13 protein-coding genes are annotated in these 15,345 nt (G+C 43.9%); 3 read left to right on the top strand and 10 right to left on the bottom strand.

Annotation, left to right across the window (positions count from 1 at the left end; translation table 11 throughout):
- Positions 1 to 22: 22 nt before the first annotated feature.
- Positions 23 to 619, bottom strand: a complete 597-nt coding sequence (locus C6Y06_RS14015; RefSeq protein WP_060595493.1) for a DUF1989 domain-containing protein — start codon at positions 617 to 619, stop codon at positions 23 to 25.
- A gap of 79 nt (positions 620 to 698) precedes the next feature.
- Between C6Y06_RS14015 and C6Y06_RS14010 the strand changes: the two genes are divergently transcribed.
- Positions 699 to 2,051, top strand: a complete 1,353-nt coding sequence (locus C6Y06_RS14010) for an amino acid permease (RefSeq protein WP_106037071.1) — start codon at positions 699 to 701, stop codon at positions 2,049 to 2,051.
- Here C6Y06_RS14010 and C6Y06_RS14005 read toward each other — a convergent pair.
- The 6 genes from C6Y06_RS14005 to C6Y06_RS13975 form a co-directional block, all read right to left on the bottom strand.
- Complete coding sequence (locus tag C6Y06_RS14005; RefSeq protein ID WP_106037070.1) at positions 2,046 to 2,804, bottom strand: YqcI/YcgG family protein; 759 nt, start codon at positions 2,802 to 2,804, stop codon at positions 2,046 to 2,048. The two genes, C6Y06_RS14010 and C6Y06_RS14005, sit on opposite strands and share 6 nt — an antisense overlap.
- Before the next feature lie 441 nt (positions 2,805 to 3,245).
- Positions 3,246 to 3,875, bottom strand: a complete 630-nt coding sequence (locus C6Y06_RS13995) for a LysE family translocator (RefSeq protein WP_034664197.1) — start codon at positions 3,873 to 3,875, stop codon at positions 3,246 to 3,248.
- A gap of 111 nt (positions 3,876 to 3,986) precedes the next feature.
- Positions 3,987 to 5,180: an MFS transporter gene (locus C6Y06_RS13990; RefSeq protein WP_106037069.1), complete on the bottom strand. Its 1,194-nt coding sequence runs from the start codon at positions 5,178 to 5,180 to the stop codon at positions 3,987 to 3,989.
- 54 nt (positions 5,181 to 5,234) lie between these two features.
- Positions 5,235 to 6,281 carry a Gfo/Idh/MocA family protein gene (locus C6Y06_RS13985; protein WP_060595489.1) on the bottom strand — a complete coding sequence of 349 codons (1,047 nt, stop codon included), beginning with the start codon at positions 6,279 to 6,281 and terminating at the stop codon, positions 5,235 to 5,237.
- Complete coding sequence (locus C6Y06_RS13980) at positions 6,278 to 7,144, bottom strand: HAD-IIB family hydrolase (protein ID WP_060595488.1); 867 nt, start codon at positions 7,142 to 7,144, stop codon at positions 6,278 to 6,280. Before C6Y06_RS13980 ends, C6Y06_RS13985 begins: the two co-directional genes overlap by 4 nt.
- A complete protein-coding gene (locus C6Y06_RS13975) occupies positions 7,119 to 8,444 on the bottom strand; it encodes a DegT/DnrJ/EryC1/StrS family aminotransferase (RefSeq protein WP_060595487.1) in 1,326 nt (441 codons plus the stop codon). Before C6Y06_RS13975 ends, C6Y06_RS13980 begins: the two co-directional genes overlap by 26 nt.
- Positions 8,445 to 8,553: 109 nt before the next feature.
- Between C6Y06_RS13975 and C6Y06_RS13970 the strand changes: the two genes are divergently transcribed.
- On the top strand, positions 8,554 to 9,543 hold the full coding sequence (locus C6Y06_RS13970) for a LacI family DNA-binding transcriptional regulator (protein WP_060595486.1): 990 nt from the start codon (positions 8,554 to 8,556) through the stop codon (positions 9,541 to 9,543).
- Between the two features lie 238 nt (positions 9,544 to 9,781).
- Here the strand turns inward: C6Y06_RS13970 and C6Y06_RS13965 are convergent, their stop codons facing one another.
- The 3 genes from C6Y06_RS13965 to C6Y06_RS13955 all read right to left on the bottom strand — a co-directional run bounded on the left by C6Y06_RS13965 (position 9,782) and on the right by C6Y06_RS13955 (position 14,039).
- A complete protein-coding gene (locus tag C6Y06_RS13965) occupies positions 9,782 to 11,404 on the bottom strand; it encodes an L-lactate permease (protein ID WP_060595485.1) in 1,623 nt (540 codons plus the stop codon).
- A gap of 39 nt (positions 11,405 to 11,443) precedes the next feature.
- Positions 11,444 to 12,391, bottom strand: a complete 948-nt coding sequence (locus C6Y06_RS13960) for an L-lactate dehydrogenase (RefSeq protein ID WP_060595484.1) — start codon at positions 12,389 to 12,391, stop codon at positions 11,444 to 11,446.
- A 217-nt stretch (positions 12,392 to 12,608) separates the two neighbouring features.
- Complete coding sequence (locus C6Y06_RS13955) at positions 12,609 to 14,039, bottom strand: YfcC family protein (protein ID WP_060595483.1); 1,431 nt, start codon at positions 14,037 to 14,039, stop codon at positions 12,609 to 12,611.
- 153 nt (positions 14,040 to 14,192) lie between these two features.
- Between C6Y06_RS13955 and C6Y06_RS13950 the strand changes: the two genes are divergently transcribed.
- Entirely contained in the window at positions 14,193 to 15,320 is a 1,128-nt protein-coding gene (locus C6Y06_RS13950) for a M20 peptidase aminoacylase family protein (RefSeq protein WP_066031361.1), read from the top strand.
- Positions 15,321 to 15,345 lie beyond the last annotated feature (25 nt).

Raw genomic sequence — 15,345 nt, 5'->3', positions numbered from 1 at the left:
TATGGACTGGCCCTTTTCTTTTTCAATCAATTTCTACCCGTATAGATGTACAGCTTGCGCCATTACAATTCCCAATATCAGAAGGACATGCGGATACGGCCACAATGAGATCCATTTCGGCTCGCAGACGAATGTAATCACCGGGAAGAGATTTTGGGAGCTCCACAGACAGTTTTCCTTTTTCATCAATGACTGTATTCATAAAGGCATTAAAAGGATAGTACATATCCTCCTTAGGAATCCCAAATGGCTCAAAGGCAGTCCGCAAATTATCGTAGCATGTATGCATGACCTCTAAATGCGTCCGTCCGTATAAAAGCTGATACATTTCTTGCCGGCAGGCGGGCATGTATAAATCATGGCATTCGACTGTGTCTTCAATGACCGTAAACATCGGTTTATATAAATTAGAATAGAGCTTATCCCCTTTTTTCACTTTTGACGAAAATAGGCTGTCCATTGTCGCGCCTTGGTCAAATTTTTCATAAAAATCCTTTTCATGATAGGCCATGACATCTGCTACTTGCTGACCTTCAATATCAACGACCCGCATACATTGGCCTTTTCCTAAGCGAAAGCCGTGTCCATCCTTTGGTAAAATGACATATTCTCCGTTCATCACATGCACTCCTTTCCATGTCAGTATGCCCAAAACGTCCCCTTGATCATGTATAAAAAAAGACGGCGGTCACAAGCTAATGTCATTGAAATCGAAAGGTGTTGCACATGCTTTGAAAGAAGAACAAACTTTATCTTGGTGGCAGCTTTCTCTCATCGGAGTCGGCTGTACAATTGGCACTGGTTTCTTCCTTGGTTCCAGCATTGCCATTACAAAGTCCGGTTTTTCCGTCTGCATTTCTTTTTTGCTTGCTGCGGTCGGAACCTATCTCGTCTTTAAACATTTGGCTGCGATGACAGCCGATAACCCTGATAAAGGGTCATTTTGTTCCTATGCTCGTAAAGCATATGGACGCTGGGCAGGGTTTAGCAATGGCTGGGTGTATTGGTTTGCAGAAATGTTGATTACGGGAAGTCAGTTAACAGCGATTTCTCTTTTTACCCGCCACTGGTTTCCATCTGTTCCGCTCTGGGTGTTTTCTGCGATTTATTCCGCTCTTGCCCTGCTCGTGATTATCATAGGGCTTTCTTCTTTTCAAAAGACAGAAAATGTCCTTGCAGTACTGAAGACAGCGGCGATTTTTCTATTTATGATCCTTGCTGTGCTTGTGTTATTCGGCATTCTGACAGATCATAAACCGACCCCGCATCTGCCAAACAAAGATCACGAATGGATGCCCCTCGGTCCGCTTGGTCTTTGGAATGGATTGATTTACGCGTTTTATGCATTTGGGGGAATTGAAGTCATGGGGCTGATGGCGGTTCATTTAAAGGACCCGAAGGATGCGGCAAAGTCTGGACGCGTCATGCTGATCATTCTAGCGGTCATCTATATCGTCTCAATTGGACTTGCTCTCTTGCTTGTCCCAGTAACAGCCTTTGACAAGAACAGCAGTCCATTTATTACATCATTGGAGCCGTTTCATTTATCGATCTTTCTTCATATCTTTAATGGCATCTTCATTATTGCCGGCTTTTCGACATTGGTTGCCTCTCTTTATGCGGTCACGACACTGCTTGGCTCAATGTCGGAGCATCAAGATGCACCTGCTTGTTTTAAACAAAAAGACCCAACTCATGTCGGATGGCCTTCGATTATCTTAACTGCTGCTGGCTTAATTGTCTCGATTTTGCTTGCGCTCTTTTTGTCTAAACACATCTACGAGCATCTCACAACAGCAGCCGGCCTTACCCTTCTGTACACATGGGTATTCATTCTGTTCTCAAGTAAAAAGCTATCAAAGCCATCCACTCGCCAAACGTGCGAAATGATTCTTGCGCTTCTCTTGATTGGAGCCGCCATTTCAGGCACTTTAACAGAGGCAAGCGGACGACCTGGCTTTTTTATCAGCCTTGGGATCATTGCAGTGATTGCCATCATGGTGCTATTTATGAGAAAAAAGTGGAAGCAGCAGGATCAGACCGCATCATAATTTCATCATGTTTTTTAATGCAGTAAAAGGACATTTGGCGGAGGCTGGTTTCTCCGCCTCTTCATCTGGGAGAAAGTATTGCTTCCATTCATGATTGGTCGGATCACCGTACCATTTTAATGATGGGTGAACGCTGACCTCATCATACGCTTTGAGCCGCTTGCGAACGAGCTGGCTCATTTTTTGACCAAACTTGGTCGATCCATTCAATTTCTCAAACACCCATCTAGGCTGAAATGCCATCAAGACATAAGGGAAGTGGCGGCTTTTTCTGAGCTTATGAGCCGGTGTGGAGCATAAAATAAAATACGCTTCCCCGTGAAAGCAATACTCCCACTCATGATGATGAGTATCTAGTGGAATATCCTCAGGCCATGGCACTTCATCTTTCTGGTGCAGTCGTTGAAGCAGTGACCAAAACTGCTGCTCAAACTGTTCAAGTGAACTTTCTTTTAAATCCTGCGGTGTTTCAAAAAAACAAATAAATGAAGCATATTGACCCGTTTCTTTCGCACAGCTTTGATATTCTCTCAGCAGCTGGGCTAATTCATCAACCGCTTCCTCTTTCCTCGGATCACCAACAAACCCATAGCGTAAATGATCGAGAAAAAACCCCTGTCTTCCCGGTACACAAGGGAATGTATCTGCCTCATCTCCTACCATCTCTCCAAATTGAGTAAAAGCATCCTGCTTCCATTCTTCTAGTGATCGTAGATTTTGATCAAGGCAACTTTTTGCATACAACTGGGCCATTTCTTCCACCTCGTTTTAGCGTCTTCTCCATAGCCTATGAGAAAAAAAGGCTGTGGTGACTGTCCTTCAACGACTTTCCTTGCGCACGCAAGAGGTGGATATTCTCGTTCAAATTGAGCATGTATGTGTGTCTTTCACTCCATGATGCATGAACAGACAAGTGTATGCAGCCGTCAAACTGCTTCTTTTAATAGAGCGCTTTTGTATCATTCCTATGATCTGTTCTTCATCAAAAAGACAGAATCAAGCACCCAATAAATGAGGGCTGAGCAAAAGCTAAATAGATAGACAATGTTGCTGTGATAACTGATAAGATCAGCATGCACACATAGTTGAATACTGGAAGAAAAATACGGATGGCAATATCCCACCATTATTCAAGAATGTGTTATGTCTGTCAATCCTTACAAAAAAACAGACTGAATGTATCAGTCTGTTTTTCTACCCAATCAACGCCATGATCCCTTGATACCCAAAATAGGCGCCGAAACCAAGTAAAGATAAGCCTGCAAGAACGGATAAGCCATGTAAGACACGTTCACTTAAATAGCGCCTAAACGAACTAGCAAGAAGCGCCATACTGAAATCCCAGATCAGCATGCCGATAAAAATAGCCATGCTGTACATCAGCATTTGAGATGCCCCATACTTTTCAATCGTATTAGCCAAAATACTGCCGTAGATGCCAAGCCAAAATAAAATACTGAGCGGATTGGAAAGAGAAATGAAAAACCCCGTCATGAACGACTGACCAACCGAAGTGTTTCCACCATCCTTTTTCGGGCTCTCCTGCAAATTGATTTTACGCAGACTTTCAATGCCCGTATAGGTCAGAACAAAAAAGCCGAACAGCCACAAAAAGGTTTTCACTAGAGGTGCAGTCAAAAGCTGGGCGACACCAAAATAGATGAGGAGCATATAGACAATATCCGCGGCCATCGCCCCCACACCAAAAATCCACGCGTGCCAAAATCCACTTTTAATCCCTCTGTCGATTTGGGCTGCATTGACTGGCCCAACAGGCGCTGAAAGTGACAACCCTAAAAAGATATAACCAAAAAACACCGCCACATAGACGTCCTCCTTTTGATGCTGACTTGTACATATTATTCAAACGTTCTGTGTTTTAGTACAAGTCCTTTGTATCTTTTCAGGTGGACTCAAGGAGACATTGGATATTGCTTACCGATCGGCTTTCAGCGCCGATTGCTGCGACAGAACCGTATCCTTTTTCTTAGCACGATTCATTTGAATCGCAGCTGCAAACAGAAGAACAGCTAAGAAGGCGAAAACAAAGACGGCACTTGCTGCTCCTGCCCATTCAAGACTAAAGCCAATCAAGAAGGACAAGCAGGCTCCGCCTAAACTTGCGGCTGCAATAAAGTAACTCGTTGCCTCGTCGATGGCATTTTCAATCATTAATGCAGATGCAGTCAGTGCGATTGGGAACATGCCAGCTGCGCACAGGCCGATGAAAAAGATGAGAAGCAGCTGCGCGGCGATGTGGGTTGTCAGGGCAAATACAACGAGCAGCAGAATCATGAGTGCTGCGCTTAGCTTTAAAAAACGCAGCGGATGCAGCTGATCAGCTTTTCTCGCAATGACAGTTCTGCCAATGACGATCGCTGTCCAAAAGGTAGAAACCGCAAAAAGACTCCAGTTGTCTCCCCCTTTTTCCAGCATGATCGACGGCAAAAAGTTCGCAAAGTTCGTTTCAATCCCTGCGTAGAAAAAAGCAAAACAGATCATGAGCACCACAATCATTCGATTGTTTCGATCAACAAGTAAGGACGGTTTTCTCATCCTATTGGAATTGGAAGAAGAATCCATCTGCCCACGAGGCAATTTGTTCATAAAGGCAAGCCAGAGCATAAGAAAGAAAGTCAGTGCACCGACTTGAAATAAAAACACATAGTGCCACGTCTGTTCAGTGACAGTGAGCAGAATCACAAGTGGAAATAACAGCGCTCCTAACCCAAAAAAGACCTCCATGATGCTGATTCGCTTCGCACTGTTTGCCATCGAAATCACATACGCTCCGGCTGTGGTCTCAAGACTGCCTGCACCGCTCCCAAGAAAAAAACCTGCCAGTACAAGTGTTGTCCAGCCCGGCACCAAAAGCCCAAGGAGAAGTGACGCGATCATCAGCAAAAGACCCATGGTCAGAACAGCGCCATAGCCTTTTTTCCTCACAAGAATGGGGGATAACAGAACACCTGTCAAAAAACCAATAAACTGAAAAAAGATTAAAGAAGATAATTCCCCGGGACCCTTATCGTAACTTGACAGTAAATAAGGAGTTAAGCTGCCAAAAAACACATGAATGGTCCCAATAAAAAAATAAAAGACACAGCCAAAATAAAATACTTTTTTCATCTTTTCACTTCCTCTAAAAAGGAGCGGAGTCATGACATCCTCCGCTCCACCTCTTTAATATGCCCGGGCAGACTTGACAGCCTCTTCCCTCTCGAAGCATGTATTGAGCGCAGCCTGTGCGCGATACCCATCTACAAAATCAGCCACTTTCATATGACATGGATATGGATCAGTATTCACCCAGTGCATTAGCTGATCACGGAACGTATCAGACCATCCGTAAAATTCATTTGGCGGATCTGTCAGCAGGGTTTGCGGCATTTGATGACGCTCCACACACAATCCATCACTGATCTCATATTCGTTTTTCATGTTCGTATGGTATTTGAATACCTTGTCATGACCAACGACTTCTACACTAAATCCGCATTCCTCAGGCTGCGTGCTTTTGGATGTGACCAAGTGAAAGAATACTTGATTCTCCATCTGACCGAAAATTTCTGTATGATCATCCACCTGCACCTTTTTCTCTTCTTTTTCCTTTACATGTGTCAGCATCTTGGTATTAAGTGATTCTTTCTTCATGTCACTGCCAAATAAGTACCACAGCATATCAATTAAATGAATACCAAGATCCCCTAATGCACCGCTCGTGCGCAGACTCTCACCGCCGTCTCTCCATGAAAATGTCTTTCTTCTGAGGGCACTGTTTTTCTTAAAATGAGTCCTGACGGTCAAAATGCGGCCTAATTCACCATTGGCAATCAAGTTCTTCAAAATATTCACAAAGGATAAGTAACGATAGTTAAAGCCCATACTGGCTTGAACCTGGAACTGTTTGGCTGTCTCCACCATTTCCTTCGCTTCCTTCAGCGACACAGCCATCGGCTTTTCACATAAAATGGGCTGTCCTGCTCTTAGTGCCTGAAGGGCATGGTCTTTGTGACAAAAATTAGGGGAGGCAATGATCAACCCATCAGATGCATCTGCTAGTGTTTCGATACTTGAATACACACGTCCGCCGTACTGTTTAATGAATCCCTGTGCAACTGACTCGTGCAAATCATAGACACCGGATAACTCTGCACCTTTGATTGTTGATAATGCTCTTGCATGAGCTTTTGCAATATTCCCTGCTCCAACAATTCCAATTTTCTTCATGAATGTGCCTCCTCATGTTTATACATCACTGTTTTCAGTGTTTCATAGATTCCTTTTGCATACCCATGATGACAAATCTGATGATGGTGCCGCTTGGCTTCGGCCGTCGCATTTTGGACGAGGAAACCATGCGTGACGGATTGAAGCATCCGCAAATCGTTCCCACTATCTCCAAAGGCAAAGCCTTGATCTTTTGATAGATCATATTGGTTCAGCATAAAGCGGACAATTTCATCCTTCCCTGTGCCGACTGGTAAAAAATCGACATCATAGCAATCCGCAGGGTCTCCTGCGAGCGGATTGCATTTGTTAATGTTGACCGCCACCCCGCGCTCTTTGGCAAGTGTTTGGATGAATGATAGATGATGAAGATCTGTCCGTTCATCCTGCTCCTGATAATAGAAATTCTTCTTATACCCTGAGCTGCCCAGCTGCGTTTGCGGTCTGAGATGAATTCCCTTTTCACGTACGGTTTCCAGGATGTCTTCAATTTTTTCATCTGAAAAGCCCTGCGCATCCAGCCGCTTCATCCATTCCGCATCTGGCTGTCCAAAACGGGCTTCCGATGTATACACAATTTCAGTTCCTAAGTTCGACGCAATGAAATGCGGGAATTGATGAAAACCTCCTTTTTCCATTTTACTTGTGACAGAATCGAGGCTGCTTCCCGTGACCCAGCCAAGCATGAGCTGTCCTGCTTCGCTCTTTTCTGCCACAAAGGCTTCCAGCCGCTTTACATCCTCTCTCTGCTCATTGGTCATTCCGTGAGAATAATAGGTTTCATCAAAGTCACAGAAGACGATCCACTTCGGATTTTCCGGCTGATTCAGCAGCTTTTTATTGAATGGAAGACTTGATAACATGATGAACCCCCTCGATGACCTTCTCCTGATCTTGCAGCGGCATGCCTGGATACAGCGGCAAGTGAAGTAATTGCTGTGCTGCTTTTTCCGTGTGTGGAAGTGTCGTACGTTTATACTTTTGAGAAACAAGATTTGTTTGATGCTGATGCGATAGAATCGGGTAATAAACATCTGTTTCTATGCCCATTTCCAGCAATTTCGCTGCAAGCTCATCTCGTTCGCCCTTTAGCACTCTGATCGGGAACAGATGCCAGACATGATCATCCGTCAGCTTCGGAAGCTTCAAGTATCCTTCTTCCTCAAGCGTTTGCAGCTGGTCAATGTATCGCTTTGCTAAGTAAAAGCGTTTAAAGTTTTGTAATCCTAAATACTTCATGCGTTCGAGTCCGATCGCTGCCTGCAAATTATCAATTTTAGAATTAAATCCATAGTCACTGCGTTTGACATTTTTCTTTCCTACTTCAAAGCCGTGATAGCTGATCTCCATGCATTTTTCCGCTAAGGCTTCATCATTTGTGGCGATAGCCCCTGCCTTACCGCAGACGCCAAGGTTTTTGTATGGATTAAAGCTGAGAACAAGTCCATCTCCATATGCACCAAGGCCGCTGCTGCCGATCGCCTGACAGCCATCTTCAATGATTTTCAACCCATGCTGTTTCGCAATCGCCGAAATGGCCTTCATATCCGCTTGCTTTCCATATAAATGAACCGGAAGAATGCATGCCGTTTGATCTGTGATATGCTTCTCAATTTCACTCGGTGCCAAGCAGTAAGTATCTGAATCAATATCGGCATAGACCGGAACAGCCCCAATCGCAAGCACTGCATTTTCTGTTGCAGCAAAGCTATTCGCTGGCAAAATGACCTCGTCTCCCGGATGGACGCCTGCTGATATGAGGCTGATCATTAGGGCATCTGTTCCACTTGACGTGGCAATGACATATTTCTTCCCTAAGTACTCAGCGAGCTGCTTTTCAAACGCCGGAATATATGGCCCTGAAGTAAAACGGCCAGAACTCAATACTTCTTTCAACACCTGCATGATATCATCGATCTCATCCTCTGAAATCAGTTTATCAACTGGCAGAAACGGTATCTTTTTTTCCTTATTTTGTTTATAATGGAAGAGAATTTTTTCCAAGCCTGTGCGCCCTATATCTTGCTCAAGGAACGTCACCAGCTTTTCATTTGCTAGGTGCTTCTCAACTGAATCAGACTTTACTTGAACACCTTGATTGATCATATCCAGCAAAGGAAGATAATCCTTGCTTTTACCTGATATCTTCGTCAATATTTGCATTCCATTCCCTCCAATTAATCAATTCCATTTGTTAATATTTAACTTGTTTCACATTGTAAATGATGTTATCGATTTCAGAACAATAACTTTGTGTAAAGGATTTGTTAATATGTGTACAATTTATGAAATTGCCAAACGCTGCGGGGTTTCAACCACCACCGTTTCCAGAGTGCTGAATCATCATCCATATGTGTCAGAGGAAAAGCGTCAGCTTATTTTACAGGTGATGAAAGAAATGGAATATACACCAAGTTCAGCGGCTCGCACTCTTCGTTCACATCAGACAAAAACCATTGCTGTGTCTGTCCCGGCTGTGGACCATCCTTTTTTTGCACAATTGATTAAAGGCATATCAAAGGAAGTACTGGATCAAGGTTATAAAGCCATCGTGCTTCAGACGTTTTATCAGGAATCGTTAGAGCTTGAAGGGCTTCAATTATTAAAAAAAAGAGAAGTAGATGGGGTCATATTAGGGGCATTAGAAAATCCGTGGGAAAAGATCGAGCCATTTTTAACGAACGGCCCTATTGTCATGGCGAACGAATATCATCAAACAGCAGACATCCCGATTATTGGATACGATGAGCGGGAAGCCGCCTATAAAGCGGTTGACTACTTGATTCAGTCAGGGCGAAGATCGATTGGGTTTTGCTTTGATACTGAAAGCAGTGAAGCACAAAAACAAAGGAAACAGGGCTATCTTGATGCACTTTCTGCACACGGCTTGCCGCTGCATGACGATTGGCTTTTTGGGGAGGCCTTCACCATTGAAGACGGTTTTCGCTTAATGGATGTCATCCATGACATGAAGAATGCACCTGATGCCATTTTCACGGGTAATGATCAAGTCGCAGCAGGGCTCATTAAACAGGCCATTTCATACGGTTATCAAATCCCTAAGGATCTAGCGGTGATCGGCTATGACAATCAAGACATTTGCGAGGTGACAGCTCCAACAATCACCACAATTGACATCCCGATCGTAGAGCTTGGCCAGCGGTCTGTGCAGCAAATAATCGAGATCCTGCAAGACCAAAAACCATTACAGCGTGAACATATCCATCTGCCTACCCGGCTTGTGACAAGGGAATCGACATAAACAAAAAAGACTGAGAGCTGTCTCAGTCTTTTTTGTTGACAAAGGGCTAAAATGATCTTTGTTTTAGCCCTTTGTCTTCCTTCTTGCAGCGTGATAGAAAACCTTTGCAGTCTAGGAAAGGCGAGCACCGGAGCGGAGCGAATTTTACATTCGTGAGCACCGGAGCACAGACCTGACAAAGAATGCGAGGGTTTATCTACACGCTGTGACTGAGAGCTGTCTCAGTCTTTTTTTAAACCTATACAAATTGAGCAAGAATGAATGTCCATATACACACAATAACGAGCAGGATGAAGCTGTACTTCACAGTCTTTTGGAAGAGCTCAGATTCTTTACCTGTTTCTCCAACAGCTGCTGTAGCTATGGCAATGGATTGTGGAGAAATTAATTTTGCCATGACCCCGCCAGTTGTATTTGCCCCGATTAACAAACCTGCCTGTGAGCCGATTTGAGAAGCAGTGACCGCTTGAAGGTTGCCGAATAAGGCGTTGTTACTCACGACAGATCCTGTAATAAACACCCCGATCCAGCCAAGCACCGGGCTGACAAGCGGGAACAAATCGCCTGTTTTGGCAAGTGCAAGCCCAATGGCTGAACTTAGTCCAGCGAAGTTCGCCAAGTTGGCAAAGCCCATGACAAAACAAATGGTAAGAACAGGTACCCAAAGCTCTTTCACTGATGCTTTTAAACAGGCAGCGCCTTCTGTTAATGTAATATGTCTGCTAAACAACCCTGTCAGCATCACCGCAATCAGAATGGCAGTACCCGTTGCACTGATGACATCAATTTTAAAGATTGCATCAATGGGTGTTTCTGTTTGTGCAATTGGTGGCAATTTCACAATTTGCTGATGCAAAAACGGCATCTTCACTAAAATCGTCGTCCAGTTGAGCGGGCCTCCTGCAGCAAACAATGCTTTAAATGCTGGCAGACTCCATACCGTAATAACGGCGGTTAAAATATAGAACGGAGACCATGCTTTCAGCACTTCAATGCCGCGATACGTTTGTTTCTGTTCAATGGCTGGTGCTCCTTCTTCACGATAAATGTGTTTCGGCTGCCATTTTCGAAGAAATAAAGCCAAAATGCCCATGCTTGCTAAGGCTGAAATAATATTGGCAAGCTCAGGACCCATTGTCACCATTGTGACAGCTTGTAAAATGGCATAACTTCCACTTACAACAAGCAAGGCAGGGAGCGTTTCTTTAATCCCTTTGAATCCGTCCACAATGAGAATGAGCAGGAACGGAATACAGAATGAAATAAACGGAATCGTATACACAAGGGTTTGAGATAACGCAAGCGGCGTCATATTGCCCATTTGCGCCCCTGTAATGACTGGGATACCCACAGCACCAAATGCGCCAGACGCAGCATTGGCAATTAAGCAGAGCATCGCAGCTTTCAGCGGTTTAAACCCAAGCTCTGTTAAGAGAGCAGCACTGATCGCAATCGGTACACCAAACCCAGCGGCTCCCTCTAAAAATGCATTAAAACTAAAACCAATTAATAATAGCTGAAGACGTTGATCTTGAGAGATTCCTGCAATACTAGAACGAATGACATCGAATTTACCAGATTTCACAGCAATTTTATAGAGCCATACCGCCATGATGACGATATATCCAATCGGCCACAGCCCATTAGATATACCGAGCAGCACAGCAGATAATGCCTTTTCAATTGGCATATGAAAGAAGAAAACAGCTGTTACAAAGCTGACGATTAAGGTAAAACAAGCGGCTAAAACACCTTTTAACTTAAATACAGTTAATGCAAGTAGGAAAAACAAAATTGGGAGCATTGCTACCAATGCACTCACGAACTCATTACCAAACGGATTATATATTTGCTGCCACATAGTGATTCATCCTTTTCTGCTCAGATAGGTTGCTTTTGATTAAAAATGAGGAGCCAAAATCTCTTTTAACACATTCACACTGTGTGCGAATTGTTCTTTTTCTGTATCATTAAGTGCAAGCTCCATCACTTCTGTTGCGCCATTTCGATTCACAAGGGCAGGTACACCAATGTAGACATCTTCTGCTCCATACTCTCCATCTAAGTAAGTGCTGACGGTCAAAATACTGTTTTCATTGTGCAGGATCGCTCTTGTAATGCGGGCCAAACTCATCGCTACGCCGTAGTAAGTGGCGCCTTTTTTCTCAATGATTTGGTAAGCGGCATGGCGGACATTTTCCATCATCTCATCTAAATCTTCTTGTTTGTATTGATCATTTCTCTTCATTAATTCTGTAATGGGTACACTTCCGATATTCGCATGACTCCACACAGCAAGCTCTGTATCCCCATGCTCTCCAATGATGTACGCATGCACATTGTGTGCCGCTGCTTCAAAGTACTCACTGAGCATGTATCTAAATCTTGCAGTATCAAGTGTGGTTCCACTGCCAATCACTCGCTCTTTTGGCAGGCCACTGAATTTCCAAGTGGCATATGTCAAAATATCAACAGGGTTCGTGGCGACTAAGAAAATACCATCGAATCCACTTTTCATCACATTGTCTACAATGCCTTTAAATATATTTAAATTTTTCTCAACAAGGTCAAGTCTCGTTTCACCTGGCTTTTGGTTCGCACCAGCACAGATACATACAATGTCTGCATCCTTACAATCCTCATAATCTCCATACCATGTATTCACAGGATGCGGAGCAAATGCTTTCCCGTGGTTCAAATCCATGACGTCACCCATTGCTTTATCTTGATTTAAATCGATGACAACCAATTCATCTGTGATCGCTTGATTTATTAATGTAAAGGCATAACTGCTGCCTACAAAACCTGCTCCAATAAGTGCTACTTTGTTTACTTTTTCGTTTGTCATTTATCTCATCCTCCTGAGTAAAACTAGGTTGTTTTTCGTATGTGAAGTATTTCACATTCTTATTGTGCAACACTTCACAAACTTTTGCAAGGGGGTTGCTCAAAAAAAATATGTAGCGAATTTGTGAACACACTTATTGTGCTTTCAAAGCGCTGTCTCCATGCATATTTCCACAAGAAAAAAGCTGCCAAACAATTGTCAGCAGCTTTATACATGTTTAATAAGGTCCCCAGTTGATCATAACGCCGATACAAATAAAGACAAGACCAATGACAAACCAAATGAGCGCAAGCGGCACCATAAAACGCAGCCACTTCACATAAGGAATACCACTTGCAGCAAGCACAGCCATCAACACACCTGACGTCGGATTGATACAGTTGACCACCCCTTCGCCAAGCATAACCGCTTCAACAGCTACCTGTCTTGTGATGCCCATTAAATCAGCCAGTGGCGCAAGAATTGGAATAAAGACAACCGCTTCTCCTGATCCTGATGAAATCAAAAAGTGAAGAAGTGCACTCGCAATATACATCCCAATCGCACCAGCAATTGGACTAAATCCTGTCAGCATACTCGCCAAGCCATTGACCACTGTATCAAGCAGCTTACCGTTTTCTAAAATGACAGAAATGCAGCGTGCCATTCCGACAATGAGTGCGCCGTACACAAGGCTTTGACAGCCGACAATAAATGTTTTCGCAATATCATTGGCTGCTAATCCGCCAAGCAATCCAGCAGCAATGGCCATAAAAATGAACACACCTGCCATTTCCTTATCGGTCCAGCCAAGCTGAAGCGCGCCATATAAGAAGCCCCCAAGAGACAATCCGCACACCGCTAAAATCAGCTTATGTCTGCCGGTAAATGCAGGCTTGTCCACAGATTCTGCATCAGATCCGCCAAGCCCCTTCGCAGGAAACCATTGATCACCAAGAAGGCTTCCCTTTTCTTTATTCTTCAGGCGTCTTGTATATAAATAGATGTACACAATACTAGATATAAGAAAGCAAAGATAAATAATGACACGCAGGCCAATGCCAGAAAAGATCGGCAGCTCTGCAATCGTTTGAGATAAACCTAGTGGAGATGGAGACAAAATGGTTGCGTTAAATCCAGCATAACAGCCGATGTAAATGACCGCTGCTCCTGCCACAGCGTCCCATTTCAAGGACCTTGCCACAATAATCCCGATTGGAATAAATCCTATAACAGAATTCACGACAATGCCGGTCGTTCCAAGCACCGAAAATAATCCTCCAACAATACAAATAAACAATAATTGCTTCGTTTGAAACCTGCTGATGACATGGTGAATCATTCCGTTAATGGCACCTGTTTTCTCCAAAATGGCAATGGTTCCGCCAGTAAATAGAATGAGAAAAATAATAGAAGAGGACCCTACCATCCCTTCCTGAATGGCTGTAAAAAAGCCAACGGGACTTACGGGTGATTGATCAATGCGGTGATAGCTACCAGGAACAGCTGTTGTGATTTCCCCTGATGTCTTTCGGTCAAACTCACCCGCTGGTACAAAATACGTTGCAATGGTACAAATGAGCGCAATGATAAATAAGAGAACATACGCATCCGGCATTTGAAGTTTTCGTTTTTGTTTCTCTGGTGCTGATACTGCCGCTGTTTTCATGTGTCAAAACCCCTTTGTCCCGATCGGAATTTCACTTAATTTTCAGAATAATCAAATGATGTGTTATATTATAAACACTGATGATATTTAAGATCAATATTATTTCACTAAAAGAATGTTTTGGCAGATTTTCTGTCAGCAAGGAGGCTACTCATGACAACTTTGACAAACGAAATGCAACAGACCGTGACAGACATCTTTGAACACCTGCACGCCCACCCAGAAATAAGCTGGGAAGAAACGAATACGACGGCTTATCTTGAAGGCATATTAAAAAAAATGGGCTGCAAGACTCGAACATTTGACGACTGTACAGGAGTGATTGGTGAAATTGGAGAAGGCGCACCAGTGGTCGCTGTGAGAGCCGATATTGATGCACTTTGGCAGGAAGTAGATGGTGAGTTTCAACCCAATCATTCATGTGGTCACGATGCACACATGACAATGGCTCTCGGCGCCTTCATGGCATTAAAGGAAAAGGAGCTCCCGAACGGCACCATCCGCTTCATTTTTCAGCCTGCTGAGGAAAAAGGCGGCGGCGCGCTGAAAATGATTGAAAAAGGTATGTTAGCAGACGTTGATTACTTATACGGAGTGCATGTGCGCCCAATTCAAGAAACATTAAACGGACGCTGTGCACCTGCAATTTTACATGGATCGAGTAATCATTACATCGGCACAATTATTGGAGAGGAAGCCCACGGTGCACGCCCGCATCTTGGGGTCAACGTCATTGAAGTGGCTTCTACCCTCGTGCAGAGACTCGCGCATATCCATGTCGACCCAAGAGTTGCACATTCTGTAAAAATGACCAACCTACATGCTGGCGGGGGCAGTTCAAACATCATCCCTGGCAAAGCTTCTTTTACATTAGATGTCAGGGCACAAACAAATGATGTGATGGATGAACTAGAAAAAGAAATTGAAAGAGCCGTACATGCTGTAGCGGATGCCTTTGGCGCTTCCATTACACTTTCAACCGATCACCGTCTGCCTGCCGCAACCTTAAATGAGGAAGCTGTCCAGATCATGTCTAATGCAATTGAACAGATTTTAGGCAAAGAGCAGCTCGATCCCCCGATCGTCACGACAGGCGGAGAGGATTTTCACTTTTATGCAGCAAAGGTTCCGCATATCAAATCCACGATGCTTGGTTTAGGCTGTGATCTAGAGCCCGGTCTACATCATCCATATATGACATTCGACCGCTCTGCTATCTTTACCGGCATTGAGATCTTGACGGAAGCTGTCTATCAAACCCTTCAGCAGCATTCATCATAAAATCAAAAAACCACCCGTTTTTTCT

It is taken from the genome of Bacillus sp. MZGC1 (assembly GCF_002998605.1).
GTDB lineage: Bacteria > Bacillota > Bacilli > Bacillales > Bacillaceae > Bacillus.
The sequence above is the reverse complement of the archived record's forward strand: the minus strand, read 5'-3'. Positions and strand labels throughout refer to the sequence as shown.